General features: G+C 66.9%; 19 protein-coding genes. 3 read left to right on the forward strand and 16 right to left on the reverse strand.

Annotated features, from left to right (window positions below):
- Positions 1 to 59: 59 nt before the first annotated feature.
- From KHO22_RS25545 to fliF, 6 genes are read right to left on the reverse strand one after another with little or no spacing between them, the layout of a single operon-like run.
- Positions 60 to 1,493 carry a flagellar hook-length control protein FliK gene (locus KHO22_RS25545; RefSeq protein WP_211949960.1) on the reverse strand — a complete coding sequence of 478 codons (1,434 nt, stop codon included), beginning with the start codon at positions 1,491 to 1,493 and terminating at the stop codon, positions 60 to 62.
- 23 nt (positions 1,494 to 1,516) lie between these two features.
- On the reverse strand, positions 1,517 to 1,969 hold the full coding sequence (gene fliJ / locus KHO22_RS25550) for a flagellar export protein FliJ (protein WP_211949961.1): 453 nt from the start codon (positions 1,967 to 1,969) through the stop codon (positions 1,517 to 1,519).
- Positions 1,962 to 3,428 carry a flagellar protein export ATPase FliI gene (gene fliI, locus KHO22_RS25555; protein WP_211949962.1) on the reverse strand — a complete coding sequence of 489 codons (1,467 nt, stop codon included), beginning with the start codon at positions 3,426 to 3,428 and terminating at the stop codon, positions 1,962 to 1,964. The genes fliJ and fliI overlap by 8 nt, the downstream gene beginning before the upstream one ends.
- Positions 3,421 to 4,194 carry a flagellar assembly protein FliH gene (gene fliH, locus KHO22_RS25560; protein WP_211949963.1) on the reverse strand — a complete coding sequence of 258 codons (774 nt, stop codon included), beginning with the start codon at positions 4,192 to 4,194 and terminating at the stop codon, positions 3,421 to 3,423. Before fliH ends, fliI begins: the two co-directional genes overlap by 8 nt.
- The gene (fliG, locus tag KHO22_RS25565; RefSeq protein WP_211949964.1) at positions 4,181 to 5,203 is read right to left on the reverse strand and encodes a flagellar motor switch protein FliG; all 1,023 of its coding nucleotides are present in this window, start codon (positions 5,201 to 5,203) and stop codon (positions 4,181 to 4,183) included. The genes fliH and fliG overlap by 14 nt, the downstream gene beginning before the upstream one ends.
- Positions 5,190 to 6,905, reverse strand: coding sequence for a flagellar basal-body MS-ring/collar protein FliF (gene fliF / locus KHO22_RS25570; protein WP_211949965.1), 1,716 nt, complete (start codon positions 6,903 to 6,905; stop codon positions 5,190 to 5,192). Before fliF ends, fliG begins: the two co-directional genes overlap by 14 nt.
- A gap of 444 nt (positions 6,906 to 7,349) precedes the next feature.
- On the opposite strand from fliF, the gene fliE reads away from it, so the two are divergent.
- Positions 7,350 to 7,673: a flagellar hook-basal body complex protein FliE gene (fliE, locus tag KHO22_RS25575; RefSeq protein WP_211949966.1), complete on the forward strand. Its 324-nt coding sequence runs from the start codon at positions 7,350 to 7,352 to the stop codon at positions 7,671 to 7,673.
- A gap of 88 nt (positions 7,674 to 7,761) precedes the next feature.
- On the opposite strand, the gene KHO22_RS25580 is transcribed toward fliE, so the two are convergent.
- The 8 genes from KHO22_RS25580 to KHO22_RS25615 all read right to left on the reverse strand — a co-directional run bounded on the left by KHO22_RS25580 (position 7,762) and on the right by KHO22_RS25615 (position 14,407).
- Positions 7,762 to 8,043, reverse strand: a complete 282-nt coding sequence (locus tag KHO22_RS25580) for an EscU/YscU/HrcU family type III secretion system export apparatus switch protein (RefSeq protein WP_211949967.1) — start codon at positions 8,041 to 8,043, stop codon at positions 7,762 to 7,764.
- Positions 8,040 to 9,392: a flagellar hook-length control protein FliK gene (gene fliK, locus KHO22_RS25585; RefSeq protein WP_338031372.1), complete on the reverse strand. Its 1,353-nt coding sequence runs from the start codon at positions 9,390 to 9,392 to the stop codon at positions 8,040 to 8,042. The genes KHO22_RS25580 and fliK overlap by 4 nt, the downstream gene beginning before the upstream one ends.
- An 18-nt stretch (positions 9,393 to 9,410) precedes the next feature.
- A complete protein-coding gene (locus tag KHO22_RS25590) occupies positions 9,411 to 9,743 on the reverse strand; it encodes a flagellar protein FliT (RefSeq protein WP_211949968.1) in 333 nt (110 codons plus the stop codon).
- 1 nt (position 9,744) lies between these two features.
- Entirely contained in the window at positions 9,745 to 10,170 is a 426-nt protein-coding gene (gene fliS / locus KHO22_RS25595; RefSeq protein WP_211949969.1) for a flagellar export chaperone FliS, read from the reverse strand.
- 22 nt (positions 10,171 to 10,192) lie between these two features.
- Positions 10,193 to 11,692 carry a flagellar filament capping protein FliD gene (gene fliD, locus KHO22_RS25600; RefSeq protein WP_211949970.1) on the reverse strand — a complete coding sequence of 500 codons (1,500 nt, stop codon included), beginning with the start codon at positions 11,690 to 11,692 and terminating at the stop codon, positions 10,193 to 10,195.
- Between the two features lie 43 nt (positions 11,693 to 11,735).
- Positions 11,736 to 12,113 carry a flagellar protein FlaG gene (locus KHO22_RS25605; RefSeq protein ID WP_211949971.1) on the reverse strand — a complete coding sequence of 126 codons (378 nt, stop codon included), beginning with the start codon at positions 12,111 to 12,113 and terminating at the stop codon, positions 11,736 to 11,738.
- 110 nt (positions 12,114 to 12,223) lie between these two features.
- Positions 12,224 to 13,864, reverse strand: a complete 1,641-nt coding sequence (locus KHO22_RS25610) for a flagellin N-terminal helical domain-containing protein (protein WP_211949972.1) — start codon at positions 13,862 to 13,864, stop codon at positions 12,224 to 12,226.
- Positions 13,865 to 14,086: 222 nt separating this feature from the next.
- Positions 14,087 to 14,407 carry an RNA chaperone Hfq gene (locus KHO22_RS25615; protein ID WP_211949973.1) on the reverse strand — a complete coding sequence of 107 codons (321 nt, stop codon included), beginning with the start codon at positions 14,405 to 14,407 and terminating at the stop codon, positions 14,087 to 14,089.
- Between the two features lie 879 nt (positions 14,408 to 15,286).
- Here KHO22_RS25615 and KHO22_RS25620 point away from each other — a divergent pair.
- Together KHO22_RS25620 and KHO22_RS25625 are read left to right on the forward strand one after the other, a co-directional pair.
- Positions 15,287 to 17,176, forward strand: a complete 1,890-nt coding sequence (locus KHO22_RS25620; RefSeq protein WP_211949974.1) for a methyl-accepting chemotaxis protein — start codon at positions 15,287 to 15,289, stop codon at positions 17,174 to 17,176.
- A 195-nt stretch (positions 17,177 to 17,371) separates the two neighbouring features.
- Positions 17,372 to 18,940 (forward strand): MDR family MFS transporter, encoded by a 1,569-nt coding sequence (locus KHO22_RS25625; RefSeq protein ID WP_211949975.1) that lies wholly within the window; start codon positions 17,372 to 17,374, stop codon positions 18,938 to 18,940.
- A gap of 12 nt (positions 18,941 to 18,952) precedes the next feature.
- On the opposite strand, the gene KHO22_RS25630 is transcribed toward KHO22_RS25625, so the two are convergent.
- Together KHO22_RS25630 and KHO22_RS25635 are read right to left on the reverse strand one after the other, a co-directional pair.
- Entirely contained in the window at positions 18,953 to 19,885 is a 933-nt protein-coding gene (locus KHO22_RS25630) for an oxygenase MpaB family protein (RefSeq protein ID WP_211949976.1), read from the reverse strand.
- A gap of 170 nt (positions 19,886 to 20,055) precedes the next feature.
- Positions 20,056 to 20,307, reverse strand: a complete 252-nt coding sequence (locus KHO22_RS25635; RefSeq protein WP_211949977.1) for a hypothetical protein — start codon at positions 20,305 to 20,307, stop codon at positions 20,056 to 20,058.
- Positions 20,308 to 20,458 lie beyond the last annotated feature (151 nt).

Below are 20,458 nucleotides of genomic sequence, written 5' to 3' on the forward strand. Positions count from 1 at the left end.
GCCGCCCGAGAGGCGGCCTTTGTCATGGCGCTTGCGGCGCCTGCCGGTCTGGCAAAGGGTCAGGCAAAGGTATCGACCTCTCCCTGTGCCAGCGCGCGCGCCGGACGGACCGGCGCGGCGATGGGTGCGGCCTGGGAATCGGCAGCGGCCAGGGTCGTGCCGAAGCCCGCATGGCCGCGACCGCTGCCGGCCTGCTGCTGTTGCTGCTGGCCGTTGCCGGCCTGGCCGGCAAAGCTGTCCGCGCCCACCGAAGTCTGGCCGAGCTGGATGCCGCTTTCCGACAGCGCGGTGCGCAGGTGCGGCAGCGCGGCTTCCACCGCCGCGCGCACGGCCTGGTGCGGCGAAACGAACTGCGCCTGGGCCTGGTCGTTGACCACGTTGAGCACCACCTTGAGCGGACCGAGGTTGGGCGGATTGAGCTGCAGTTCGGCGCTCTGGCTGCCTTGCGTGGTCAGCCGGATCATCTGCTGGCCCAGCGCCTGCGGCCACTGCGTATCGTTCAGCGGCGGCGCCACGACCGGGCGTGCGGCGGCGGCGACGGCGGCCGGTGCGGCCGAAGGGGTCTGGTTCGCCAGCACGGCGGCAATGGCCGGTGCGGCGCCATCGTTCTGCGTGACCGTCGCGGCATCGCCCGTCCTGGCGGCGACCGGCACGGGCGTGAACGGGGCGGCGGCGGGTTTGCCGTCCTGGGCGGCGCCGTCTGCCTGCGGCAGCGCGGCATGGCGGGCGTGGCCCGTGCCCGCCTGGGATTGGCCATCGGCGAACTGGCCGGTTTGGCCCTGGCGCGCATCCGCCATGGCATTCAGCGCGGTGCCCGGCGTGGTGGCAGCCTGGGTGCTGTCGGTCGTCGCTGGCTGTGCCGAGGCGCCCGGCAGCGCGGTGCGCTGCGACAGGATGTTGGCCAGCGTGTCGGCTGCGGTCGGCGCGGCGGCGTTGGCCGAGGTTGCAGCGGCGGCGTCCTTGATCGATGCCTGGATGGCCTGTTTCCCGGCGGCGTCGGATGTCACACCGGCAAGTGCCGCGCTGGCTGCATCGGCCGATGCGGCGGCCGGGGCTTGCAGCATGGCGAGGCCGTTGGCGCCGGCGGCGCCGAGCGCGGCGCTGTCCGCCGCGCCGTTGCCCGCTGCGGCCGGGACCGGGGTGGCCGGCAGCAAAGCGTCCAGTGCCGCAGCTGCGGCGCCCGCGTCGGCAGCCTGGCTGCTGCCGTCGTCCTTCTGGTCCTTATCGTCATGGTCCTTGCGGCGGCCCGGCTTGCCCGCAGCCGCGCGGGCCGCGTCGGTGGCCTGGCTTTCCTTCGCCGGCGAGCCGCTGGCAGGCTGGGCGCTGCTGCCGGAGTCCTGGCGCGATTCAGGGCGCGATTCAGGGCGCGCGTTGTCCTGCGCGCGCGACAGCGCGCCGCTGAAGGCATTGTTCCCGGCGTCTGCCGCCATGCTGCGGCTGGCGGGATCTGCCTTGGCGCTGGCGTTGCTGACGATCTGGCTGATATCGATCATGGATGAATGCTTGCCCTCTGGGCTCAGTTGAGTCGGCTGCCGGCGTCGCGGGCCAGTCGTGCGGCGTATTCGTCGTTGGTGCGCTGCTCGCGGCGCGCGACCACTTTTTCCTCGCGCGCATCGGCGCGCGCGATCAGGGTGTCGAAGGAGTTCAGGCGGCGCTTCTGCTTCTGCCAGTTGCTGCGCCCGGTCAGCAGGTCGGCTTCGGCCTTGTCCAGCGCGGCGGTCTGCTGGCGGATGGCGTGGTCCAGCGAATCCAGGAAGCGCGAGAAGTCGTGCCAGCGGCTGGTGGTCATGCCTTCCGCCGCCACCACCTGCATGCGTTCGCGGTATTCCTGCCGGTACTGCGTGAGCTGGTTGAGCTGCTGCTCGGCCTGGGTCCGCAGCCCCTGCAGCCGTCCGAGTTCGCGCGCGGCGGCATCGGTGTCGTTCTGGGCCAGTTCGGACAACGTCATCAGGGGATTCGGTCTAGCCATGTTCGCTCCTGTCGAAGAGGCTATGCAGCTGCCCGATCGCATCGTCGTAGCCGGCGCGCTCGTGGATGTCCTGCTGCAGGAAGGCTTCCATCCGGGGGTGGAACCGGATCGCCAGATCCAGTTCGGGATCGTTGCCGGGCACATAGGCGCCCACGCTGATCAGGTCGCGGTTGCGCTGGTAGCGCGACATCAGCTGCTTGAAGCGGCGCACCGAAGCAAACTGCTCGGGCGAAATCAGCGCGGTCATCGCCCGGCTGATCGAGGCTTCCACGTCGATCGCCGGATAGTGGCCGGCCTCGGCCAGGCTGCGCGAGAGCACGATGTGGCCGTCCAGGATGGCGCGGGCCGAGTCGGCAATCGGGTCCTGCTGGTCGTCGCCCTCGGTCAGCACGGTATAGAAGGCCGTGATGGAGCCGCCGCCTTCGGGGCCGTTGCCGGTGCGTTCCACCAGCGTGGGCAGCTTGGCGAAGACCGACGGCGGATAGCCCTTGGTGGCCGGCGGCTCGCCGATCGCCAGGGCGATCTCGCGCTGGGCCATGGCATAGCGCGTGAGCGAATCCATGATCAGCAGCACATGCTTGCCCTGGTCGCGGAAATACTCGGCCAGCCGCGTGGAGTAGGCGGCGCCCTGCATGCGCAGCAGCGGCGAGCAGTCGGCCGGGGCCGCCACCACGACGGAGCGCGCGCGGCCTTCCGCGCCGAGGATGTGTTCGATGAATTCCTTCACCTCGCGGCCGCGTTCGCCGATCAGGCCGACCACGATCACGTCCGCGCTGGTGTAGCGCGCCATCATGCCGAGCAGCACGCTCTTGCCCACGCCGGAGCCCGCGAACAGGCCCATGCGCTGGCCACGCCCGACGGTCAGCATGCCGTTGATGGCGCGCACGCCGGTGTCGAGCACCGTTTCGATCGGCGCGCGCATCAGCGGGTTGATCTGCTCGCCCGACAGCGTCACTTCCTGCGCAGCCCGGATCGGGCCCAGGCCGTCGAGCGGCCTTCCGGCGGCATCGACCACGCGGCCGAGCATGCCTTCCCCCACGGGCAGGCGCTTGGAACCGGGCTCGCGCGGTGCGCTGGCGCCCTGGGGCTGCGGCGACGGCTCGAGCGGATAGACGCGCGCGCCGGGCAGCAGGCCGACCACGTCGGATTGCGGCATCAGGAACAGGCGGTCCGCGCCAAAGCCGACCACTTCGGCTTCGGCCGTGCGCGCTGCGCCGGGGCTGGCGCTGAACTGCCCCGCCGGCAGTTCGATCAGGCAGTCGCTGCCGACGGGCAGGCGCAGGCCCACGGCTTCCAGCACCAGGCCGGCCGCGCGCGTGAGCCGGCCGCAACTGCGCTTGCTGTCCAGGCCGGCGATATCGGCCTGCGCCGCGTTCAGCGCGTGGCGCCAGTGCTGCGCGTGCGCGACCGGCGCAACTTCATGGTCATCCGCGCGGGATGCCGTGGCGGCGTCAGTCATGCGGCGGCTCCCACGGATCGTCGCGGCCCATGGCCCTGACCACGCGCGTCCAGCGGGTTTCCAGCCTGGCGTCGAGTTCGCCGCTGGCGGCGCTGGCAATGCAGCCGCCACGAGCGACGGCCGGATCCGCGCGCAGGGTCCATCCGGCGGCTTCGAGTTCGCCCTGCATATGGGCTTCGATCAGACCCACGTCTTCCGGGTGAAGCAGCAGGCATGGCGAGCCGGACAGCGCCGGTTCGCTCGTGAGCAGTTCGCGCACGGCGGGCAGCAGGACTTCGGGATCGTCTTCCACGCGGCCGCGGACGAGCTGGCGCGCGACGTCCAGCGCCAGCGTGACCAGCGCATCGGACACTTCCTGGTCCACGCCGGCCAGTGCCTTGCGGAAGTTCCCGGCCAGGCCGTGCAGGCGCGTGGCTTCGTTGCGCGCGCCTTCCAGGCCGCGTGCATAGCCTTCGCGGTGGCCGTCGCCGTAGCCCTGGGTCTGGCCCTGGGTATAGCCCTGTGCATAGCCTTCCTTGCGGGCGCCGTCGCGCATGGCTTCGAGCGCCGCGAAGTCGATCGGCGGCGGCGCCGGCTCGGCGGGTGCTTCCCGCACGATCTCGCGCATCGCGTCGCGCGGGTCCAGGGAACCCATGTTCCAGCGTTGCCATCCGGCGCCACGCGTGCGGCGCGGCGGCTCGAATGCGGCAAAGCCGTCGGCATCGCCGCCGGCCGGGCTCTCGCGCAGCGCGAGACGTGCGGCAAGGCCGCGCTCAGACATAGGCATCGTCTCCTCCGCCAATCTGGACTTCGCCGGCATCGGCCAGGCGTCTTACCACCTGCAGGATGGCCTTCTGCTCGGCCTCGACCTGCGACACGCGCACCGGGCCCAGCGCATCCAGGTCTTCGCGCAGCATTTCGCCGGCGCGGGTGGACATGTTGCGGATGAACTTGTCGCGCAGCTCCGGCGGCGCGCCCTTGAGCGCGACGATGAGCGATTCGGTGGCGATTTCCTTGAGCACGCGCTGGATACCGCGGTCGTCGACCTCCAGCAGGTTCTCGAACAGGAACATCTCGTCGATGATCTTCTGCGCCAGGTCGCCGTCGTGCAGGCGCACGCCGTCGATCACGGCTTCTTCGTGCGCGGTGCTCATCAGGTTGATGATCTCGGCCGCGGTGCGTACGCCGCCCATGCGGCTGCGCTTCAGGCTCTGGCCCGACAGCAGCTTGGACAGCACGTCGGTCAGCTCCTGCAGCGCGCCCGGCTGCACGCCGCCGAAGGTGGCGATACGCAGGATCACGTCGTTGCGCAGGCGCTCGGTAAACATTGCCAGCACCTCGGACGCCTTCTGGCGGTCCAGGTGGATCAGGATGGTGGCGATGATCTGCGGATGTTCCTCGCGGATCAGTTCGGCCACCGAGGTCGAATCCATCCAGTTCAGCGAGTCGATGCCGCTGCCCGGGTCGCGCGATTCCAGGATGTCCTCGATCACCGACTGGGCGCGCTCTTCGCCCAGCGCCTTGTTCAGCACGCTGCGGATGAACGAGCTCGAATCCACGTTCAGCGCCAGGTACTGCTCGGTCTCGCCGCGGAACTCGCCGAGCACGCCGGCCATTTCTTCGCGCGTCACCGACCGGAGTTCGGCCATGGCGGAGCCAAGCTCCTGTACTTCGCGCTGGGACAGGTGCTTGAATACTTCGGCGGCGGCGTCCTCGCCGATCGCCATCATCAGGATGGCGCTCTTCTGCAGGCCGGAGGTCGGGGCGGAGGCGGAAGCGGCTTTAGCGGAGGTCATTGCCAATCCAGTTCTTGATTACGCTGGCAACCAGGCGCGGGTCGCGTTGCGCGGCGTCACGCACCAGTGCGAGGTCACTTTCATACTTCGCGGCCAGCCGCAGGACTTCCGGATTGGCCGGCTCATCGGGCGGCAGCAGTTCGGCCGCGGCCTCTTCAGCCGTCACGGGCGCCGGCAGCGGCGGGGTGGTGTAGCGGCGCAGGATCGGGCGCGCCACCTTGAACCACGCGAACAGCGCCAGCAGCGCCAGCAGCAGGTAGCCGGCGCCGGTCTTGGCCAGGTCGATCATTTCAGGTTGCTTCCACACGGGCAGTTCAGGCGTGACTTCGCGGTCGACGGTGAAGGGGCTGTTCACGACATTGATCGAGTCGCCACGGTCGGCCGAGAAGCCCATGGCTTCCTTGGTGAGGTTCTGGATCTGGGCCAGCAGCGCGGGCGGCAGCGCCTGGGCGACCATCTTGCCCTTGGCATCGGGCTGCTGCCGGTAGTTCACCACCACCGCGACCGACAGGCGGCGCACGCCGCCCGGCGCCTGCTGCACGTGGCGCACGGTGCGGTCGAGTTCGTAGTTGACGGTGGAGTCGCGGCGGTTGCTGCTCGGGCCGCCGGAGGCGGTCGAGCTGGCACCCTGTGCGCCCTGGGCTTGTCCTGCCTGCGCGCCCTGAGGCTGCGCGGGCGCGCCGGCCTGGCCGGGCGCCTGCCCGGCGCGCGGCGTCTGCGCGGTGGTGACCGGTGCCGCGGCTGGTGCCGGCGGTTGGTTGGACAGCGCGCCCGGCACGCCGCCCGGCGGAGTCGCGCCTTGCTGGTTCGACTCGCTCGTCTGCTGGCTGCGGATGGCCGCGTGGGTCGGGTCCTGGTTCGGCTTGTAGCTCTCGTCGGTGTGCTCGACGATGGAGAAGTCCACGTCGGCCGTCACCTGGGCGCGCACATTGTCCTTGCCGACGATCGGCGCCAGGATCGACTCGATGCGCTTGAGGTAGTTCTGTTCCAGCGCCTGTACGTACTTGAGCTGGGTGGCATCGAGCATGCGCTCGTTGCCGCTGTTCGACAGCAGGTTGCCATGCTGGTCGACGATGGAGATCGCCTTGGGCGTCAGTTCCGGCACGCTCGACGACACCAGATGGCTGATCGCCGCGACCTGGCCTTCATCGATGGCACGGCCCGGGTGGAGCTGCAGCACGATCGACGCCGTCGGCTTCTGGCGTTCGCGCACGAACAGCGTCGGCTTGGGAATGGCCAGGTGCACGCGCGCCGACTGCACGGCCGCGATCGACTCGATCGAACGCGCCAGCTCGCCCTCAAGGCCGCGCTGGTAGTTGACCTGTTCGGCGAACTGGCTGATGCCGAACTTCTGGTTGTCCATCAGTTCCAGGCCCGTGGTGCCGCTCCTGGGCAGGCCTTGCGAGGCCAGGCGCAGGCGCGTCTCATGCACCTTGTCGGCCGGGACCATGACCGCGCCGCCGCCTTCGGCGAACTTGTACGGCACGTTCATCTGCTGCAGCGACTGCAGCACCGCGCCGCCGTCGCGCTCGGACAGGTTGCTGTACAGCACCTTGTAGTCCGGTGCGCGCGACCACAGCACCCCGACGGCGATGGCCGCGGCCAGCGCCGCGCCACCCAGCATCATGGGCAGCTTCGGATTGGCCTTGAGGCGCTCGATCATTTCACCCGGGCGGCCAGGCAAGGACACCGCCGCGGTCATGCGCGCGCTCCGGTCAGGGCCGGGCCGTTGCCCCGATCGCTCTGGCGATGGTGACCGCCATGGACGTCGGCACGCCTCACTTCGGCACGGCTCATTTCAGGCTGCTGAGAAAACACGCGTACTCCCGGGATGGTTGTCTGGAACATCGCACCGGACGGGAGACGCAAGGCGAAGCCCGCGCCTTTCCGGCACGGTAGCGATGATCGGTCAACGCGGGCAGCCACAATCTGGTGAATAGGCTGGGTTTTCCTCCCGATTTCGGCTGATGGAGGGCTGGCGGCGACGGGTACGCTTTGCCTGCTGAAATTGGGCGACGAGTGCGTGCGAGCTGGCTGCAATGTGGATCTTGCGGCTCGTTCCGACGGCATTCGCGCGTCTGGCTATCGTCAAACAACAGGAACCGGCTCCGGCGCTTCAGCCACGGCCGGCAGGGAAACCAGTCTCATGACCACGCTATCTCCGATCGAGGGCATGCTGCAGCAACTGCGCGGCCTGGCCCAGACCGCTACCGGCAACAGCTCGCAGGCGGCCGCGCCGGCGGCTGCCGGCGGCTTTGCCGGCGAACTGCAGCGCAGCCTGAGCCGCATCAATGCCTCGCAGGAACGCGCCTACGGGCTGTCCGAGGCGTTTGAACTGGGCAAGCCCGGTGTGGCGCTCAATGATGTGATGATCGAACTGCAGAAGGCCAATGTGTCGTTCCAGACGGGGGTGCAGGTGAGGAACCGGCTGGTGCAGGCGTATCAGGAAATGATGAATATGCCGGTGTAAGGCCGTGCCGGCAGGCGCCGGCAAACCGGATATCAGGCAGCCCCTGTGCCGCGCGAGCGGGCAGGGGCTGCTTTCATTTGGGGTGGAATCAGGCCGGCGCGTCCGTGCCGGCTTCGAGCTGGTAGAGCCAGGCCAGCAGCTCGGCGATGGCGACGTAAAGCTGCGGCGGGATGTGGCTGTCCAGGTCCACCTGCATCAGCAGGTTCACAAGCGTTGGCGAGCCATGCACGTAGACGCCGGCTTCGCGGGCGCGCGCGATGATGGCCTCGGCCACCACGCCGTATCCCTTGGCGACCACGCGCGGCGCCTTGTCGTCCGCCTGGTACGACAAGGCGATGGCGGCGCCGCGCCCTGGATCGGCTTCGCTCATGCCGCACCTCCGTCGTCCATGCTGTCGCGTGTTTCCACGTCGAGTCGCTGGAGCACGATACCTTGTGCTTCGAGCTGGTTGCGCAACTGCGGGCGTGCCTCGATGAAACGTGCGGCGACATCAGTCTCGGCTGTCGCCAGGCGCGCTTGCAGGCCGTTGGGGCCGAACGTCAGCACCGCCTCGACGAGGCCGAGCCTGGGCAACTGCAACTGCAGGCGGCTGGACCACTGGCGGGCGGCGCCCGTCGCTTCCTGTCCGGCGGTGCCGTCCTCCTGGCGCGTGATATCCCATTCCATCGGCGTGCCGGGCCACGCTTCACCGGCGAAACGGAACTGCTGGGTAGCCAGCAGCTCAAGCTGCTGGCGCACCACGCCCTCGGTGGACGGGTGAATGGCAGGGCCTTGCGCCGCTTGCTGCGCGGGTTCCGTGCCGAGATTCATCAGCATATTGTGGCGCGGCATCGCTGCCTGCTCGGGTGCCCGCCCAGCGTCGGCAGTGGCCTGGTAGGCCTGCATGGCTACCGACGCCGCGGAAGGCCGCGACGGCATGCCGTCCGCCGGTGATGCATCCTTGCTGTAACCCGCATGCGAACCCATTCCCTGGCGCACGCCCTGTTCGGCCGGCGCATGGCTGTGTGCGACACGCGGATTGCCCGGTGCCGCCAGCGCTTCGGCGAGCAACTGTGCGGCCGGAATCGTTATCGGGCCGGCGCGGCGCGGCAGATCCGACGGCGTGGAACTCCCGGCGCCCGACGGTCCGTTGTACGTCAGCATCGGTGCGTCCGGCCCCCCCTTCGCGCCTGGCGGCTGGAAGGGCAGCTGGGTCAAGGCCGGCCGGCCGAGCGGGGCTTGTGGCTGCTGCAATATGCTGGCCAGCGGGCGTGCACCCGCTACCCATTGCGACAGGTGAGATTCATAGAACAGCCCGCTTTCGTCCACCAGCGTCGCCAGTGCGGCTGCCACAGTCGCACTGTTGCCAGCCGCCGGGGGCGCCGGCAGCAGCGGGCCGGCGGAGCGCAGCGGCTGGGCTGGCTTGCCATCCATCAGCGTGAGAATGGCACGCGCGGCGAAACTGAGCGATTCACGCGTGGAAGTGCCTGGCGGCAGCGTGCCGGTGGCTGCCTGGCCATTGGTGGCCCTGGCCGCCTGGCTGTTGCGGATGGCCTGGTCGATCGAATTCTGCACGCCGGACTCGGACGCATCCAGCACGGGCTGGAGCAGTGCGACCTTGTCGAGTGTGCTGAGGCCCGTGCGCAGTTGCTGCGGATCGAGCGTCTGGGCGGAAGTCAGCCCGGAGGGGAGGTGGATGCCGGTCATCAGGCCGGAGGCAGAAAACGCGGGCGGGCGCATCGGCCGCCCGCCTGGCTGTTACGCCATGGCGCCATAGGCGGCGGATAGGTCGAACTGGCGGCGGGAGCTGGTCAGCATGGCGCCCACCTTCTGTAGTTGCGGCATGGCCAGGTCGCGGATGCGCGCATCGTACGTCAGGATGCGATCCAGAAGCTGGTAGCGGCGCATGCGCTCGGCATCCGAGAACGGCGCCTCATGGTCCAGCTGGCGCAGGTTCTCGACCAGCGCCAGGTAGCTGCGTTGCAGCTCGGTGACAGTATCCCAGTCTGCGGCCTGAGCGGCCTCGAGCATTCGGCCAGACAACACGAGGATTTCTTCGTAGCAGGTGACAATGGCGGAGAATTGGGTCATTTCAGTTGCCTTGCAGGGCAGGTTGACGGTCCGCCTGCTGCGCCGGTTCGTCGATCTGTGCCCAGGCGGAGGCCAGATTCTCCAGCAGTGCATCGACTTCGTTGAGCAGCGTCACATCGCTACGCAGGTTTGCCAGCATCAGCCGGCGCACCATGTATTCGTACAGGGATTCCAGATTGGCGGAGATCTCGCCGCCTGTCTGATGGTCCAGCACCGCGCGCAGGCCGTTGTCGATAATGTCGATGGCCTTGGAAATGGCGTTGCCGCGCGCGGCTACCTCACCGAGTTCCAGGTGAAATTTCGATTTTGCGATGGCGGCACGAGCCCCGTCGTAAAGCATGGAGATCAGCTTGTGCGGGCTCGCGTCCATGACGGCCGTTTGCGTTCCGACCGCTGCATAGGCCTTGACGGCATTCCGTGCAAACATGGCGGCATGCTCCAGACAGAGGTTACTTGCTCGACGACGAGTTGGTCATCGCGCTGAATTGTTGTGTCAGATAGGTGCTGGTGTTTTTCATCTGCGCCATGATCATGTCGAGCTGCGTGAATTGCGCCTTGTAGTTCGCGATCGTGGCGTTGACCAGATCCTGTTGCGCTGCGTACTGGGTGCCGAGGTCTCTCAGGGTCTGGGTGATGCCGTTTGTTGCCGACGTCAGCGCACCGTTGCTCGAGGTCAGCGTGGAAACCAGGTTGTTGATCTGATTGCCGTAGCCCGACTTTCCGTCGGTGCTTCCGAACAGTGCTGCCACGCCGGTGGGATTGGCATTGAGCGCATCTTTGAGCTTGCTGCTGTCCAGTTGGATGGTGCCATCCGTCTGGAACGTGACCCCTACCTGCGAAAGCGTGGTAATTGCGTTGGCGCCCGAACCGACCTGCGGCATATTCATCAGCCCGCGCATCTGCGATTGGATGATGCGCAGAGTGGTATCGCCGGTGAGAGGAGAGCCGGTATTCGTGCTCGGATCATAGGCGGACAGGCTGGTTGCGGCTTTCTGGAGGTTGTTGTAGGCGGTGACAAAGGCCTGGACGCCCGACTGGATGGTGCCAGTATCGCGTTGGACTGAAACAGTAGAGGAGCCGGTCTGAGCCAGATTCAGGGTAACGCCCTGGATGGCGCCGGACACTGTGTTGCTCGTGCTTTGCACGGCGATGTTATTGACGGTCAACTGCGCATTCTGTGCGGCAGTAGTCTGTTGCAGATTCTGTCCGGTAACGCCTGCGCTAACGTCGTATGAAAGCAGGCCAGACAGCGACGCACCGGTACCGGCCTCGTCGCTGACCTTGATCTGCATGCTGTTAGTGGCACCAGTGGTGTTCGATGTCAGCACCAGCCGGTAGGGCACTCCCGAGCCGTCATTGATAATGCTGGCTGTCACGCCGGCATTGGCCTTGTTGATCGCATCCCTGACACCTTGCAAAGTGTTGTTGGTGCTGTCGATCTTGATGTCAAAACCCGTGGATCCGGCGTTCGCGTTGAACGTGGCTCCGCTGTATTTGCCATAGGTGGCATGACTCGGATCGGTGTCCAGCGTGCCAGTGGCCGTATCCGTGATCGTACCGAAATCGATATGGATGGTACCCGTGGTCAGCACAGCGGTCTGGCTGGCCTGGCCAGCGCTCACCAGCGACTGCGATTGGGCAAGCGCCGATACGTTGATCGCATAGGTACCCGACGTCGCAGTGTTGCTTCCTGCCGCGGACAGAACCGTCGTGTTACTCGATGCGGCCGTCGTGCTGTTGAAGAAGTTCGGGTCAGCCAGTTGCTTGGCTGACCCCTGGAATGCGCCCAGCATGCTCTGCAGCGTGCCATACGCCGACAGCTTGGACTGATAGCTCGAAGCGCGGCTCTTGATGGCGTCCAGGGGTGCCTGTTCGGCGGTCGTCAACTGGTCGAGCAGCGAGCTGAGATCCAGGCCGGAGCCAACGCCGAGGTTCGAGATAGAAGTCATGGTGGTACTTTCCAGAAAGGGCTTTCAGGCGGCGCGCGTTGGCTCAGACAGATTGATTCACAAACATGCCCTGCAATTTCTGCATAGCGTTTGCAAGCTTGACGGTCTGCTCGGTCGGAACCTGTCGAATCACTTCGCCAGAGGTCTTGTCAACGATCTTGGTAATGATGTGGTGCGAGGCGTCATCAATGTCGAACACCACGCGGTATGATGTATCGCGCAACACATCCGACAAGTGCTTCCGCGCGGCTTCCAGAGCGCCGGCTCGGTATTCGGGCTTGGTCGCGTTTAACTGTAGCTCGGCCGACGGAGTTGGATGAGTGGCGGTCGCGGTGGTCGTGCTGGGCGCGGCCGACACTGTTGCCGGTGCGGCAGTCGAGATGCTCGGCAGGCTGGACGAGATCGGCGAAAGGTCGGCCATGATTGAAAGAGATCGAAACGGTTGAAATGCTTTCGCAGGGCCGAAGCCCTGGGGAAACATTCCAGATCAAGGCCGGGCGCGAGGCCCGGCCTTGACATTGCCGTTGCGGATTAACGCAGCAGCGACAGCACGCCTTGCGTGGTCTGGTTGGCTTGCGCCAGCACCGAGGTACCAGCCTGTTGCAGGATGTTCGCGCGGGTCATGTTCGACACTTCCGTTGCGTAGTCCGCGTCCTGGATGCGCGAGCGCGAGGACGACAGGTTGTTGATGGTGGTGCCCAGGTTGGAGATGGTGGAATCCAGGCGGTTCTGGATGGCACCCAGCGAGCTGCGCAGCTTGTCGACGATCGACAGGGCCTTGTCCAGCGTGTCAAGCGGGTTGGTGGTTGTGGTGGTACCGCTGCGCGCGTTCAGGGTAAAGCCGCCCGGGTTTGCCGAGTCGGTGTACACGACATTGGAAGCGCTGTCAGTAACGGAACCGTTGCTGTGAACGTAGTAGCTGGCGGTCGTGGTGGCGGTAGTAGTCAACGCCCCGGTCGTGTCGAAATAGGCGTTCGTCGGCGTGCCGGCTGCATTGACGTTGTACGTGTTGGCACCGATCTTGACAGTCGACGTGTCAGCTGCTGTCTTGATCTTGTCTTGGAGAACGTTAGCCTTGATCGTATCGCCCGTCACGTTAAAGGCGCCTGCGCCAGCCGCAGTGTAGACCGTCCCTGTGCCGGAAAGCGTGATCGTATCGCCAGCCTGCATGCCGGTTCCCACCGCCGTCAGGTTAGTCAACGTTGCCGCAGCAACCGCACCGGCGCCAGTCTGCGTCAAATTCTTGGACGCGTCGAGATAGAGCTGCTTTCCGCTCGCCGCATCAGTGATGTTCCCGGCGCTGTCGACGGAAATGTCAGTGGACTTACCGCCGATCGTCACAGTTGCATTGAGGCTGGAGCCGACGGGCGGCTTCAGCGCAGCAATCGTGTTCACGTTGGTGCGACCGGCTTCGTTGAACGTGAAGGCGCCTTGTGCTGAGTTGTATGTGTACGCGACAGCGGTCGTGGTATCGGTGACGACATCGCCGTTTCCGATTTTGCTATACAGGTCGCTGGTGGTAGCAGCTTTGTTGTTGGAGGTTACGTCGTACTGTTGAGTGCCGTTAACCGGCGCGCCCGTCGCCGTGCCAGCCAACTTCAGATCATTCTCCGTTGCAGCCGTGTTTGCTGTACCGGTGCCCGAGACATTGAAGCTGGCCATGCCCAGCGTCTTGGTGCTGATTTCCTGCAGGTTGACCGAGATGGTCTGGCCGTCGTTGGCGCCCACTTGGATGTTCAGCGGCGAGGCCTTCGAAGACAGGACCTTCACGCCGTTGAAATCGGTTTGTGCCGAGATGCGGTCGATTTCCGACATGCGCTGCGTAATTTCGTCCTGGATCGACTGCAGATCCGAAGACGAGTTCGAGCCGTTGGCAGCCTGCACAGACAGTTGGCGGATACGCTGCAGGTTGTTGGTGACTTCGGTCAGCGCACCTTCAGTGGTCTGCGCCATCGAGATGCCGTCGTTGGCGTTGCGCTGGGCTTGGGTCAGGCCATTGATGTTCGAGGTGAAGCGGTTCGCAATGGCTTGGCCGGCAGCGTCATCCTTGGCGCTGTTGATGCGCAGGCCTGACGACAGGCGTTGGATCGCGGTGTTCAGCTGCGATTGCGAAGCGTTCAGGTTGTTCTGAGTCATCAGAGACAACGAGTTGGTATTAATGACTTGCGCCATTTACGACTCCTGTATGCAAAGTTTTGGGCATTCCGGCAGTTGCCGTAACGTTGGCTGCCTGCTTTGCAGGGCGTAGAGTGCCTCCGTTGTTTGGGTTATCGACAGGCGTCGCGAAAGGTTTAGAGTGACTTTTTCGCGTGATTGCAACAGGAGCGTTCGCAATCGCCGGACGCGTTGAGGCGAGGGCCGCGCAGGGACGCCAGTCGCCGCCGGGGCAGCGCTTCAGCGCCGCCGCCGCGTGCGCGGCATATAGATAGGCACGAAATCCGGCGATGGATCCGGCTGGGGCGCAGGTGGTGTCTCGCCGCCAGCGCTGGCTGGCGTGATCATGGCAATCGCGTGCTTGTACACCGCGGTCGGCTTGCTGTCGTGCAAGTCCTTGCCAAGCATGAGCAGATATTCGTCCACGGCGACCACGACGCCTTGCAGCCGGGTCCCGTTGCACAGAGACACGACAACCGGAGACCGGCTGACGGCATGGAGCGACAGTTGCTGGTCCTGCAGTTTCCGGCTGTCTCGCGGGGGCCTGGTTTCCTTCTTCACAACGACTCCGGAAGAGCCCGCAAGGGTTCTGGCGGCTGATGGCGGTTCGCCGACTGGTACTTCCGAGAAGTATGGTCCGGTCAGCGCGATGGGCGAAACATTCGCTCTCGGTACCGGTGCGGGCCGGGTGCGCCGTGGCGTGGACGGGATCCGGCAACGGATCGCTGTCTTCGACGCGCCTGCCGGCGCCCGGTGCAGCCAGGTGAGAAGGGGAATACTTCAGGGGGGAGAGTAACAAATTTTTACAAAGACCGACGGCGCGCGCGTCGTCAAGAGATTAGAGGTTTTGCTCTAGATCGTTCGTTGTCGATGCCTCGATCTCCAGGGTAGAGGTCTGTCGACCCAGGATCGACAGACCGCCTGGGTGTTTCCAGGAAGGCTTATAGGCCCTTGAGACAGACATAAGTGAATGCTGACATAAGGTAATCCTTACCCCGGGAAATATGCAGAATACGCTGCACATAAAGTGCCGTATTGCGCTCATTCAACTAGGGGGTTCACTGATAGAAGCAGGATTTACACCTCATGTAAGCACGTTTATATTCATCCCAGAGCTATCTGGCTCTAAGCAGTCCTGGAAAGCCTACGAGCACCCCGCGCGTGGGCTTCTTTTTTTGGGGCTCACGTCGAGCGGGCTGCGCCTCGCGACGCACACCGCAGCTATGCGGCCATCGGGATGCCAGGCAGCATTAAAAGGCACACCGCAATACGCCCATCCGCAGAAATGCGGGGACTTTCCCCGTCAATTCCAGAATTCCTTCAAGAAGTGTTCGGTCACCGCCGATAGGCAGCCGTGCGCCGCTTGTCAGCCCGCTTGTCAGCCGCATCGATTCCGCGTGCGCACGCGACAAGAATATTGATCTGTCCGGAGGGAGTGAGATGGCCTGGTTGCGAAACCTCGGCATAGGGACCCGCCTGTCCCTGGCCTTTACGCTGGTGGTGCTGCTGCTGATCGGCGTCGCTATATATAGCGTGACATCGCTGGCGGGCATGAATGCCTCCATGCACATGACTGTGGAAGGGCGCCTGCTCAAGGTCATCGACCTTGGCCACGTCAAGGAAAACGCGCTGGAAATCGGCGTGATGGTGCGGGATGCCGCCCTGACCGAGGATTCCGCGCTGGTCCAGCGCCATACGCAGCGCATCGACGGCATGCGCAAGGAGATGGGCGGCACGCTCGACGCGCTGGGCAAGCTGATCGCGGCTTCCGGCCGCCCTGACCTGCAGAAGACCTTTGCCGATCTCACCACCGCGCGCGACGCATATAACGGCCAGCTCGACATGGTGCTGCGCCAGCTGAGCTCGGGCGAGTTCGCCGGCGCGCGCGCCGCGCTCGTCGCGACCCTGCCCGCGGCGCAAGGTCCCTATTTCGAGAAGCTCGATGACCTCATGACCGGCGGGCGCAACCTGGCCCTGGCCGCGGTCAGACAGGCCGACGAAGGCTTTGCCTGGACCCGCAATGTGCTGCTGGCCCTGACGGCACTCGCCGTGCTGCTGGCGGTGGCGATGGGAACGACCATCACGCGGTCGATCACCGGCCCCACGCGTGAAGCGCTGGAGGCCGCCGAGGCGCTGGCCACCGGCAACCTGCGCCATGCGTTCACCGTGCGCAGCAGCGATGAAATGGGCCGCATGCTGGCCGCGCTGGAGCGTGCCTTCCGCCACCTGGCGGCCCTGGTGCATGGCATCCAGCAGGCGTCCGGCTCCATTGATGGCGCCACGCGCGAGATCGCGCGCGGCAACACCGACCTGTCGCAGCGCACCGAGCAGCAGGCGGCTTCGCTGGAGCAGACCGCGGCCTCGATGGAACAGCTCACCTCCACGGTGCGCCAGAACGCCGACAACGCCAGGCAGGCCAACCAGCTCGCGGTCAGCGCGTCGGAGGTGGCCACCGAGGGCGGCCGCGTCGTGCGCGACGTGGTGCAGACCATGGACCGCATCTCCAAGTCCTCCACGCAGGTGGCGGAGATTACCGGCGTCATCGAAAGCATCGCGTTCCAGACCAATATCCTGGCGCTCAATGCCGCAGTGGAAGCGGCGCGTGCCGGCGAGCAGGGCCGGGGCTTCGCGGTGGTGGCCTCCGAGGTCCGCAACCTCGCGCAGCGTTCCTCGGCCGCGGCCAAGGAAATCGCCGGGCTGATCGGCGGCTCGGTCCGACAGGTGCAGGACGGCGCGCGCCAGGCCGAGCAGGCCGGCAGGACGATGAACGACATCGTCGGCGCGGTGCGGCGGGTGACGGACATCATGGGCGAAATTTCCGCGGCCAGCTCGGAACAGACTTCGGGCATCGAGCAGGTCAGCCTGGCCGTGACGCAAATGGAAAGCATGACGCAGCAGAATGCCGCGCTGGTCGAGCAGGCCGCCGCCGCCGCGGAGAGCCTGATGCAGCAGGCCGGCGGCCTGGTGCACGAGGTGGGCCGCTTCGAGATTGCCCACGGCACGGCCGCAGGCCATGCGCCGGCCGTGGCCGTGCCGGCCCGCCAGATGGAACCCGCACCGGTGCCGCCGGAGCCGGCGCCGGCTCCGGTAGCGCGTGCGGTATCGGCGCGCAGCCGTGCCCCGGCCGTGCCGGCCGCGGCGCGTCCGCCGGTGCAGCGCAAGGCGCAGCCACAGCCGGTGCTGGCCAGGCGCGCGGCCGCGCCGCCGGCGACACCGCGCCAGCCGGTCGGGCGGCAGCGCCAGGAACCGGTGCTGAAGTCCGGGGCACGCCGGATCACGGCGGCCAGCCAGCCGGGCACGGCCGACAGCAGCGACTGGGAAACCTTCTGATCCAGCCGCAGCACCGCACCAAAGTCCCACAGTCCGCGCCCCGGCGCCTGCCTCCTTCGGGGCCGGCGCCGGCGCGGATGTCTCAAAGCGCCTACAATAGCCGCTCCCCCTGATCCTCGAAGCAAGAGCGGGCCGGTCCACCCATGGCGCATGCGGCGCCCCGCGCGGCCGCCATGCCTGCCGCCGCTGGTGCCGATGACCGCCGTTCCCTCCGAGCCGCCCCGCGCGGCAGATGCTTCACCTTCCTCCTCTTCGGCTGCCGCGCCGCAGCCACCGGTCATGCAGATCCTGTTCGGCCTGATGCTCGCCATCCTGCTGGGCGCGCTCGAACAGTCGATCGTCGCGGTGGTCTTGCCCGAGATCGCCTTGCAACTGCGCGGCTTCGAAGACATGGCGTGGGTCATTTCGGCCTACCTCGTGGCCTCGACCGTGGCCACGCCGATCTACGGCAAGCTGTCGGACGTGCTGGGGCGGCGCTCGGTCCTGTCCTTTTCGATCGTGCTGTTCCTGCTGGCCTCGGTGGTCTGCGCGCTGGCGCAGACCATGCCGCAGCTGATCGTGGCCCGGATCCTCCAGGGCCTGGGCGGCGGCGGGCTGATCTCGGTATCGCAGGCCGCGATTGCCGACGTGGTGCCGCTGCGCGAGCGTGGCCGCTACCAGGGCTACGTGAGCGGCGTGTGGGCCGTGGCCAGCATGGCCGGGCCGGTGATCGGCGGCTACCTCGCGCACTACCTGTCCTGGCGCTGGATCTTCTGGATCAACCTGCCGCTGGCCTTGCTGGCGCTGGTCGTGGTGCGGCGCGCGCTGCGCTTCCTGCCGGTCAGCGGCCGGCGTCACCGCATCGATTACCTCGGCGCGCTGCTGTTCGGTGGCGGGTTGAGTGGCGTGCTGGTGTTCCTGACGCGGCTGGGGCAGGGCCATTCGCCGCTGCGCGCCGACTCGCTGGCGCTGCTGGTTGCCGGCGTGGTCGCGCTGGCGCTGTTCATCTGGCAGGAGCGGCGCGCGGCCGACCCGGTGATCCCGCTTGCCATGCTGCGCGTGCCGACCGTGGCCATCTGCTGCGCCACGCTGTTCTTCTGCTTTTTCCAGCTGATCGCCATGTCGGTGCTGCTGCCGCTGCGCTTCCAGGTCGTGGGCGGCGCGCAGGCGGACGCTGCCGCGCTGCGGCTGGTGCCGCTCACGCTGGCGATTCCGTTCGGCGCCTACGCGGCGGGGCGGATCATGTCGTGGACCGGCCGCTACAAGCCGCTGCAGATGGCGGGTGCTTCCCTGGCACCGCTGGCCATCGTGGCGCTGGCCTTTGTCGATCCGGGCGCGGTATGGCTGTGCGTGCCGGTGATGGTGGTCCTCGGGTTCGCCATCGGGCTGCAGTTGCCAAGCGGCCTGGTTGCCACGCAGAACGCCGTGCCGCCACAGCAGGTGGGGATTGCCACGGCACTGACCTCGTTTTCGCGCATGCTGGGTGGCGCGGTCGGCGTGGCGGTGCTGACCACGGTGCTGATCGCGCTGCTGCGCCACGGCGGCATGGCGGTGACCGACCTGTCGGGCGGCGAAGACGTGCTCATGAGCATGTTCCACCGGGCGCTGGCGGCCGACACGCCGGCGGCGGATGCCGCGGCGGTGCGCGCAGCCGCCGAGCGCGCGTTCCGTCTGCTGTTCCTGATGAGCGCGGCCGTGTCGCTGCTGTCGCCGTTCCTGGTCGCGCGCCTGCGCGAAGCCACGCTGCGCGGCAGCCCTGCCGCTGCCGCCTCGGCGGCCGAATAGCCTGACGCCCGCTCAGGCGGCGCGTGCCACGCGCCGCCGCGCACGGGCCGCCAGCCCGGCGCCGAGCGCCCAGCGCAGCGTCGGCGCCAGCACGCGCATCCCCGCGAGCGACACGGGGCGGCGGATCGAGGGGCCATCCAGCTCCAGCATCCGGCGGGCCCAGTCCGGCATCAGCGCAATGCCCGCGTGCGCCATCACGCGTACCGCCGGGACCAGCATCGGGTTGGCGACCGGCAACTTCATCACGAGCCGCGCCACCTCGCGCGTGCGCGCGCTGGCTTCGAGTTGCGGGCGCATGGCTTCCAGGTAGGCGGCCACCGCCGCGCACGAGCGCGGTACGCCGGTGGCACCCAGCAGTTCGGCGATCCGGGCGACTTCGTCGTAGTAGCGGTCCTGTTCCGCTTCGCTCAGCGGCCCCACGTAGCGCAGGTAGCCGGCCAGGAAGCTGGAGACTTCCGCCACGTGCACCCATGTCAGCAGTGCCGGGTCGTCGGCTGAGTAGGGCCTGCCGTCCGGCGCGCTGCCGCTGACGTGCGCATGGATGCGCCGTACGCGGTCGATCAGCGTCATGGCGTCCGCGCGGCTGCCGTAGGTCGTGCCGGCGATGAACTGCGCGGTACGCCCCAGCCGGCCCTGCATATCGGCGCGAAAGGTCGAATGGTCCCAGACGCCGGCCAGTGCCAGCGGGTGCAGCGTCTGCATCAGCAAGGCGCTGACGCCGCCGGCCAGCATGGCCGGAAAATCGGCATGCACGCGCCAGCAGACCGCGTCCGGGCCAAACAGCCCGGGATCGCCGGGTGGGTTGTCGTAGTCGAGGGTCAGGCCCGAGTTGCTGCGCGTCAGTGCGCGCACCTGCGCGCCCGCCGTGGTGCGCAGGCGGCTGGAAATGCGGTCGAGGAACTGGCCCTGGCGGCGAGCGGCCGCCGGATCGGTGGAGGCTGGCAAAGGTGGGTGAATACGTTGCGAGTTCCGTTCAGGATACACGGGAAGGCGCGGATGTGTCGGGCCCCGGGCCGTGCCATGGCCCTGGGTGGCGCGGCAACAAAAAGGCCGGAATTCCGAAGAACCCCGGCCCGCTGGGTCGGCGCCTTATCGGCGCCGGTCAGCCGTCATTGCTAGCGTTGACCGCCCGTTCCGCCCGTTCCGCCCTGTCCCTGCTGATGGCCCTGTTGCGAGCTCTTGCCGCTATCCTGCTGCTGTTGGCCCGTACCTTTGTCCTGGTTACCCATCTGTCCGCCGCCAGAACGCTGGTCTTGGTTGGAACCCTGCTGGCCGCTGCGCTGGCCGCTTTGCGACTGCTCCTGCTGTCGCTGACCCTGGCCTTGTTGGCCCTTTTGGGATTGCCCCGGCTGCTGCTGCTGTCCCATCACTGTCTCCATGACGCGGCGAACTGCCGCAAGGTACTTGTTGCAAGCCACATGCCAGGTCCGCGAGGCCACCGCTGGCGGGATTCCGGCAGGGCGGCAGCGATGCTTTCCCACCGGATTTACAAAGCGTTGTCCCGATTTACACAGCCGC

The sequence above is a fragment of the Cupriavidus yeoncheonensis genome, from assembly GCF_905397275.1.
GTDB classification, from domain to species: Bacteria; Pseudomonadota; Gammaproteobacteria; order Burkholderiales; family Burkholderiaceae; genus Cupriavidus; species Cupriavidus yeoncheonensis.

Bases quoted from the DNA above. Each gene is read 5' to 3' on its own strand.
- fliE (WP_211949966.1), top strand. From the start codon at position 7,350: ATGACCACGCTATCTCCGATCGAGGGCATGCTGCAGCAACTGCGCGGC.
- KHO22_RS25625 (WP_211949975.1), top strand. From the start codon at position 17,372: ATGACCGCCGTTCCCTCCGAGCCGCCCCGCGCGGCAGATGCTTCACCT.
- fliI (WP_211949962.1), bottom strand. From the start codon at position 3,428: ATGACTGACGCCGCCACGGCATCCCGCGCGGATGACCATGAAGTTGCG.
- KHO22_RS25610 (WP_211949972.1), bottom strand. From the start codon at position 13,864: ATGGCGCAAGTCATTAATACCAACTCGTTGTCTCTGATGACTCAGAAC.
- KHO22_RS25635 (WP_211949977.1), bottom strand. From the start codon at position 20,307: ATGGGACAGCAGCAGCAGCCGGGGCAATCCCAAAAGGGCCAACAAGGC.
- KHO22_RS25545 (WP_211949960.1), bottom strand. From the start codon at position 1,493: ATGATCGATATCAGCCAGATCGTCAGCAACGCCAGCGCCAAGGCAGAT.
- fliD (WP_211949970.1), bottom strand. From the start codon at position 11,692: ATGACTTCTATCTCGAACCTCGGCGTTGGCTCCGGCCTGGATCTCAGC.
- fliG (WP_211949964.1), bottom strand. From the start codon at position 5,203: ATGACCTCCGCTAAAGCCGCTTCCGCCTCCGCCCCGACCTCCGGCCTG.
- KHO22_RS25590 (WP_211949968.1), bottom strand. From the start codon at position 9,743: ATGACCCAATTCTCCGCCATTGTCACCTGCTACGAAGAAATCCTCGTG.
- KHO22_RS25580 (WP_211949967.1), bottom strand. From the start codon at position 8,043: ATGAGCGAAGCCGATCCAGGGCGCGGCGCCGCCATCGCCTTGTCGTAC.
- fliF (WP_211949965.1), bottom strand. From the start codon at position 6,905: ATGACCGCGGCGGTGTCCTTGCCTGGCCGCCCGGGTGAAATGATCGAG.
- fliJ (WP_211949961.1), bottom strand. From the start codon at position 1,969: ATGGCTAGACCGAATCCCCTGATGACGTTGTCCGAACTGGCCCAGAAC.
- fliS (WP_211949969.1), bottom strand. From the start codon at position 10,170: ATGTTTGCACGGAATGCCGTCAAGGCCTATGCAGCGGTCGGAACGCAA.
- fliK (WP_338031372.1), bottom strand. From the start codon at position 9,392: ATGCGCCCGCCCGCGTTTTCTGCCTCCGGCCTGATGACCGGCATCCAC.
- fliH (WP_211949963.1), bottom strand. From the start codon at position 4,194: ATGCCTATGTCTGAGCGCGGCCTTGCCGCACGTCTCGCGCTGCGCGAG.
- KHO22_RS25620 (WP_211949974.1), top strand. From the start codon at position 15,287: ATGGCCTGGTTGCGAAACCTCGGCATAGGGACCCGCCTGTCCCTGGCC.
- KHO22_RS25605 (WP_211949971.1), bottom strand. From the start codon at position 12,113: ATGGCCGACCTTTCGCCGATCTCGTCCAGCCTGCCGAGCATCTCGACT.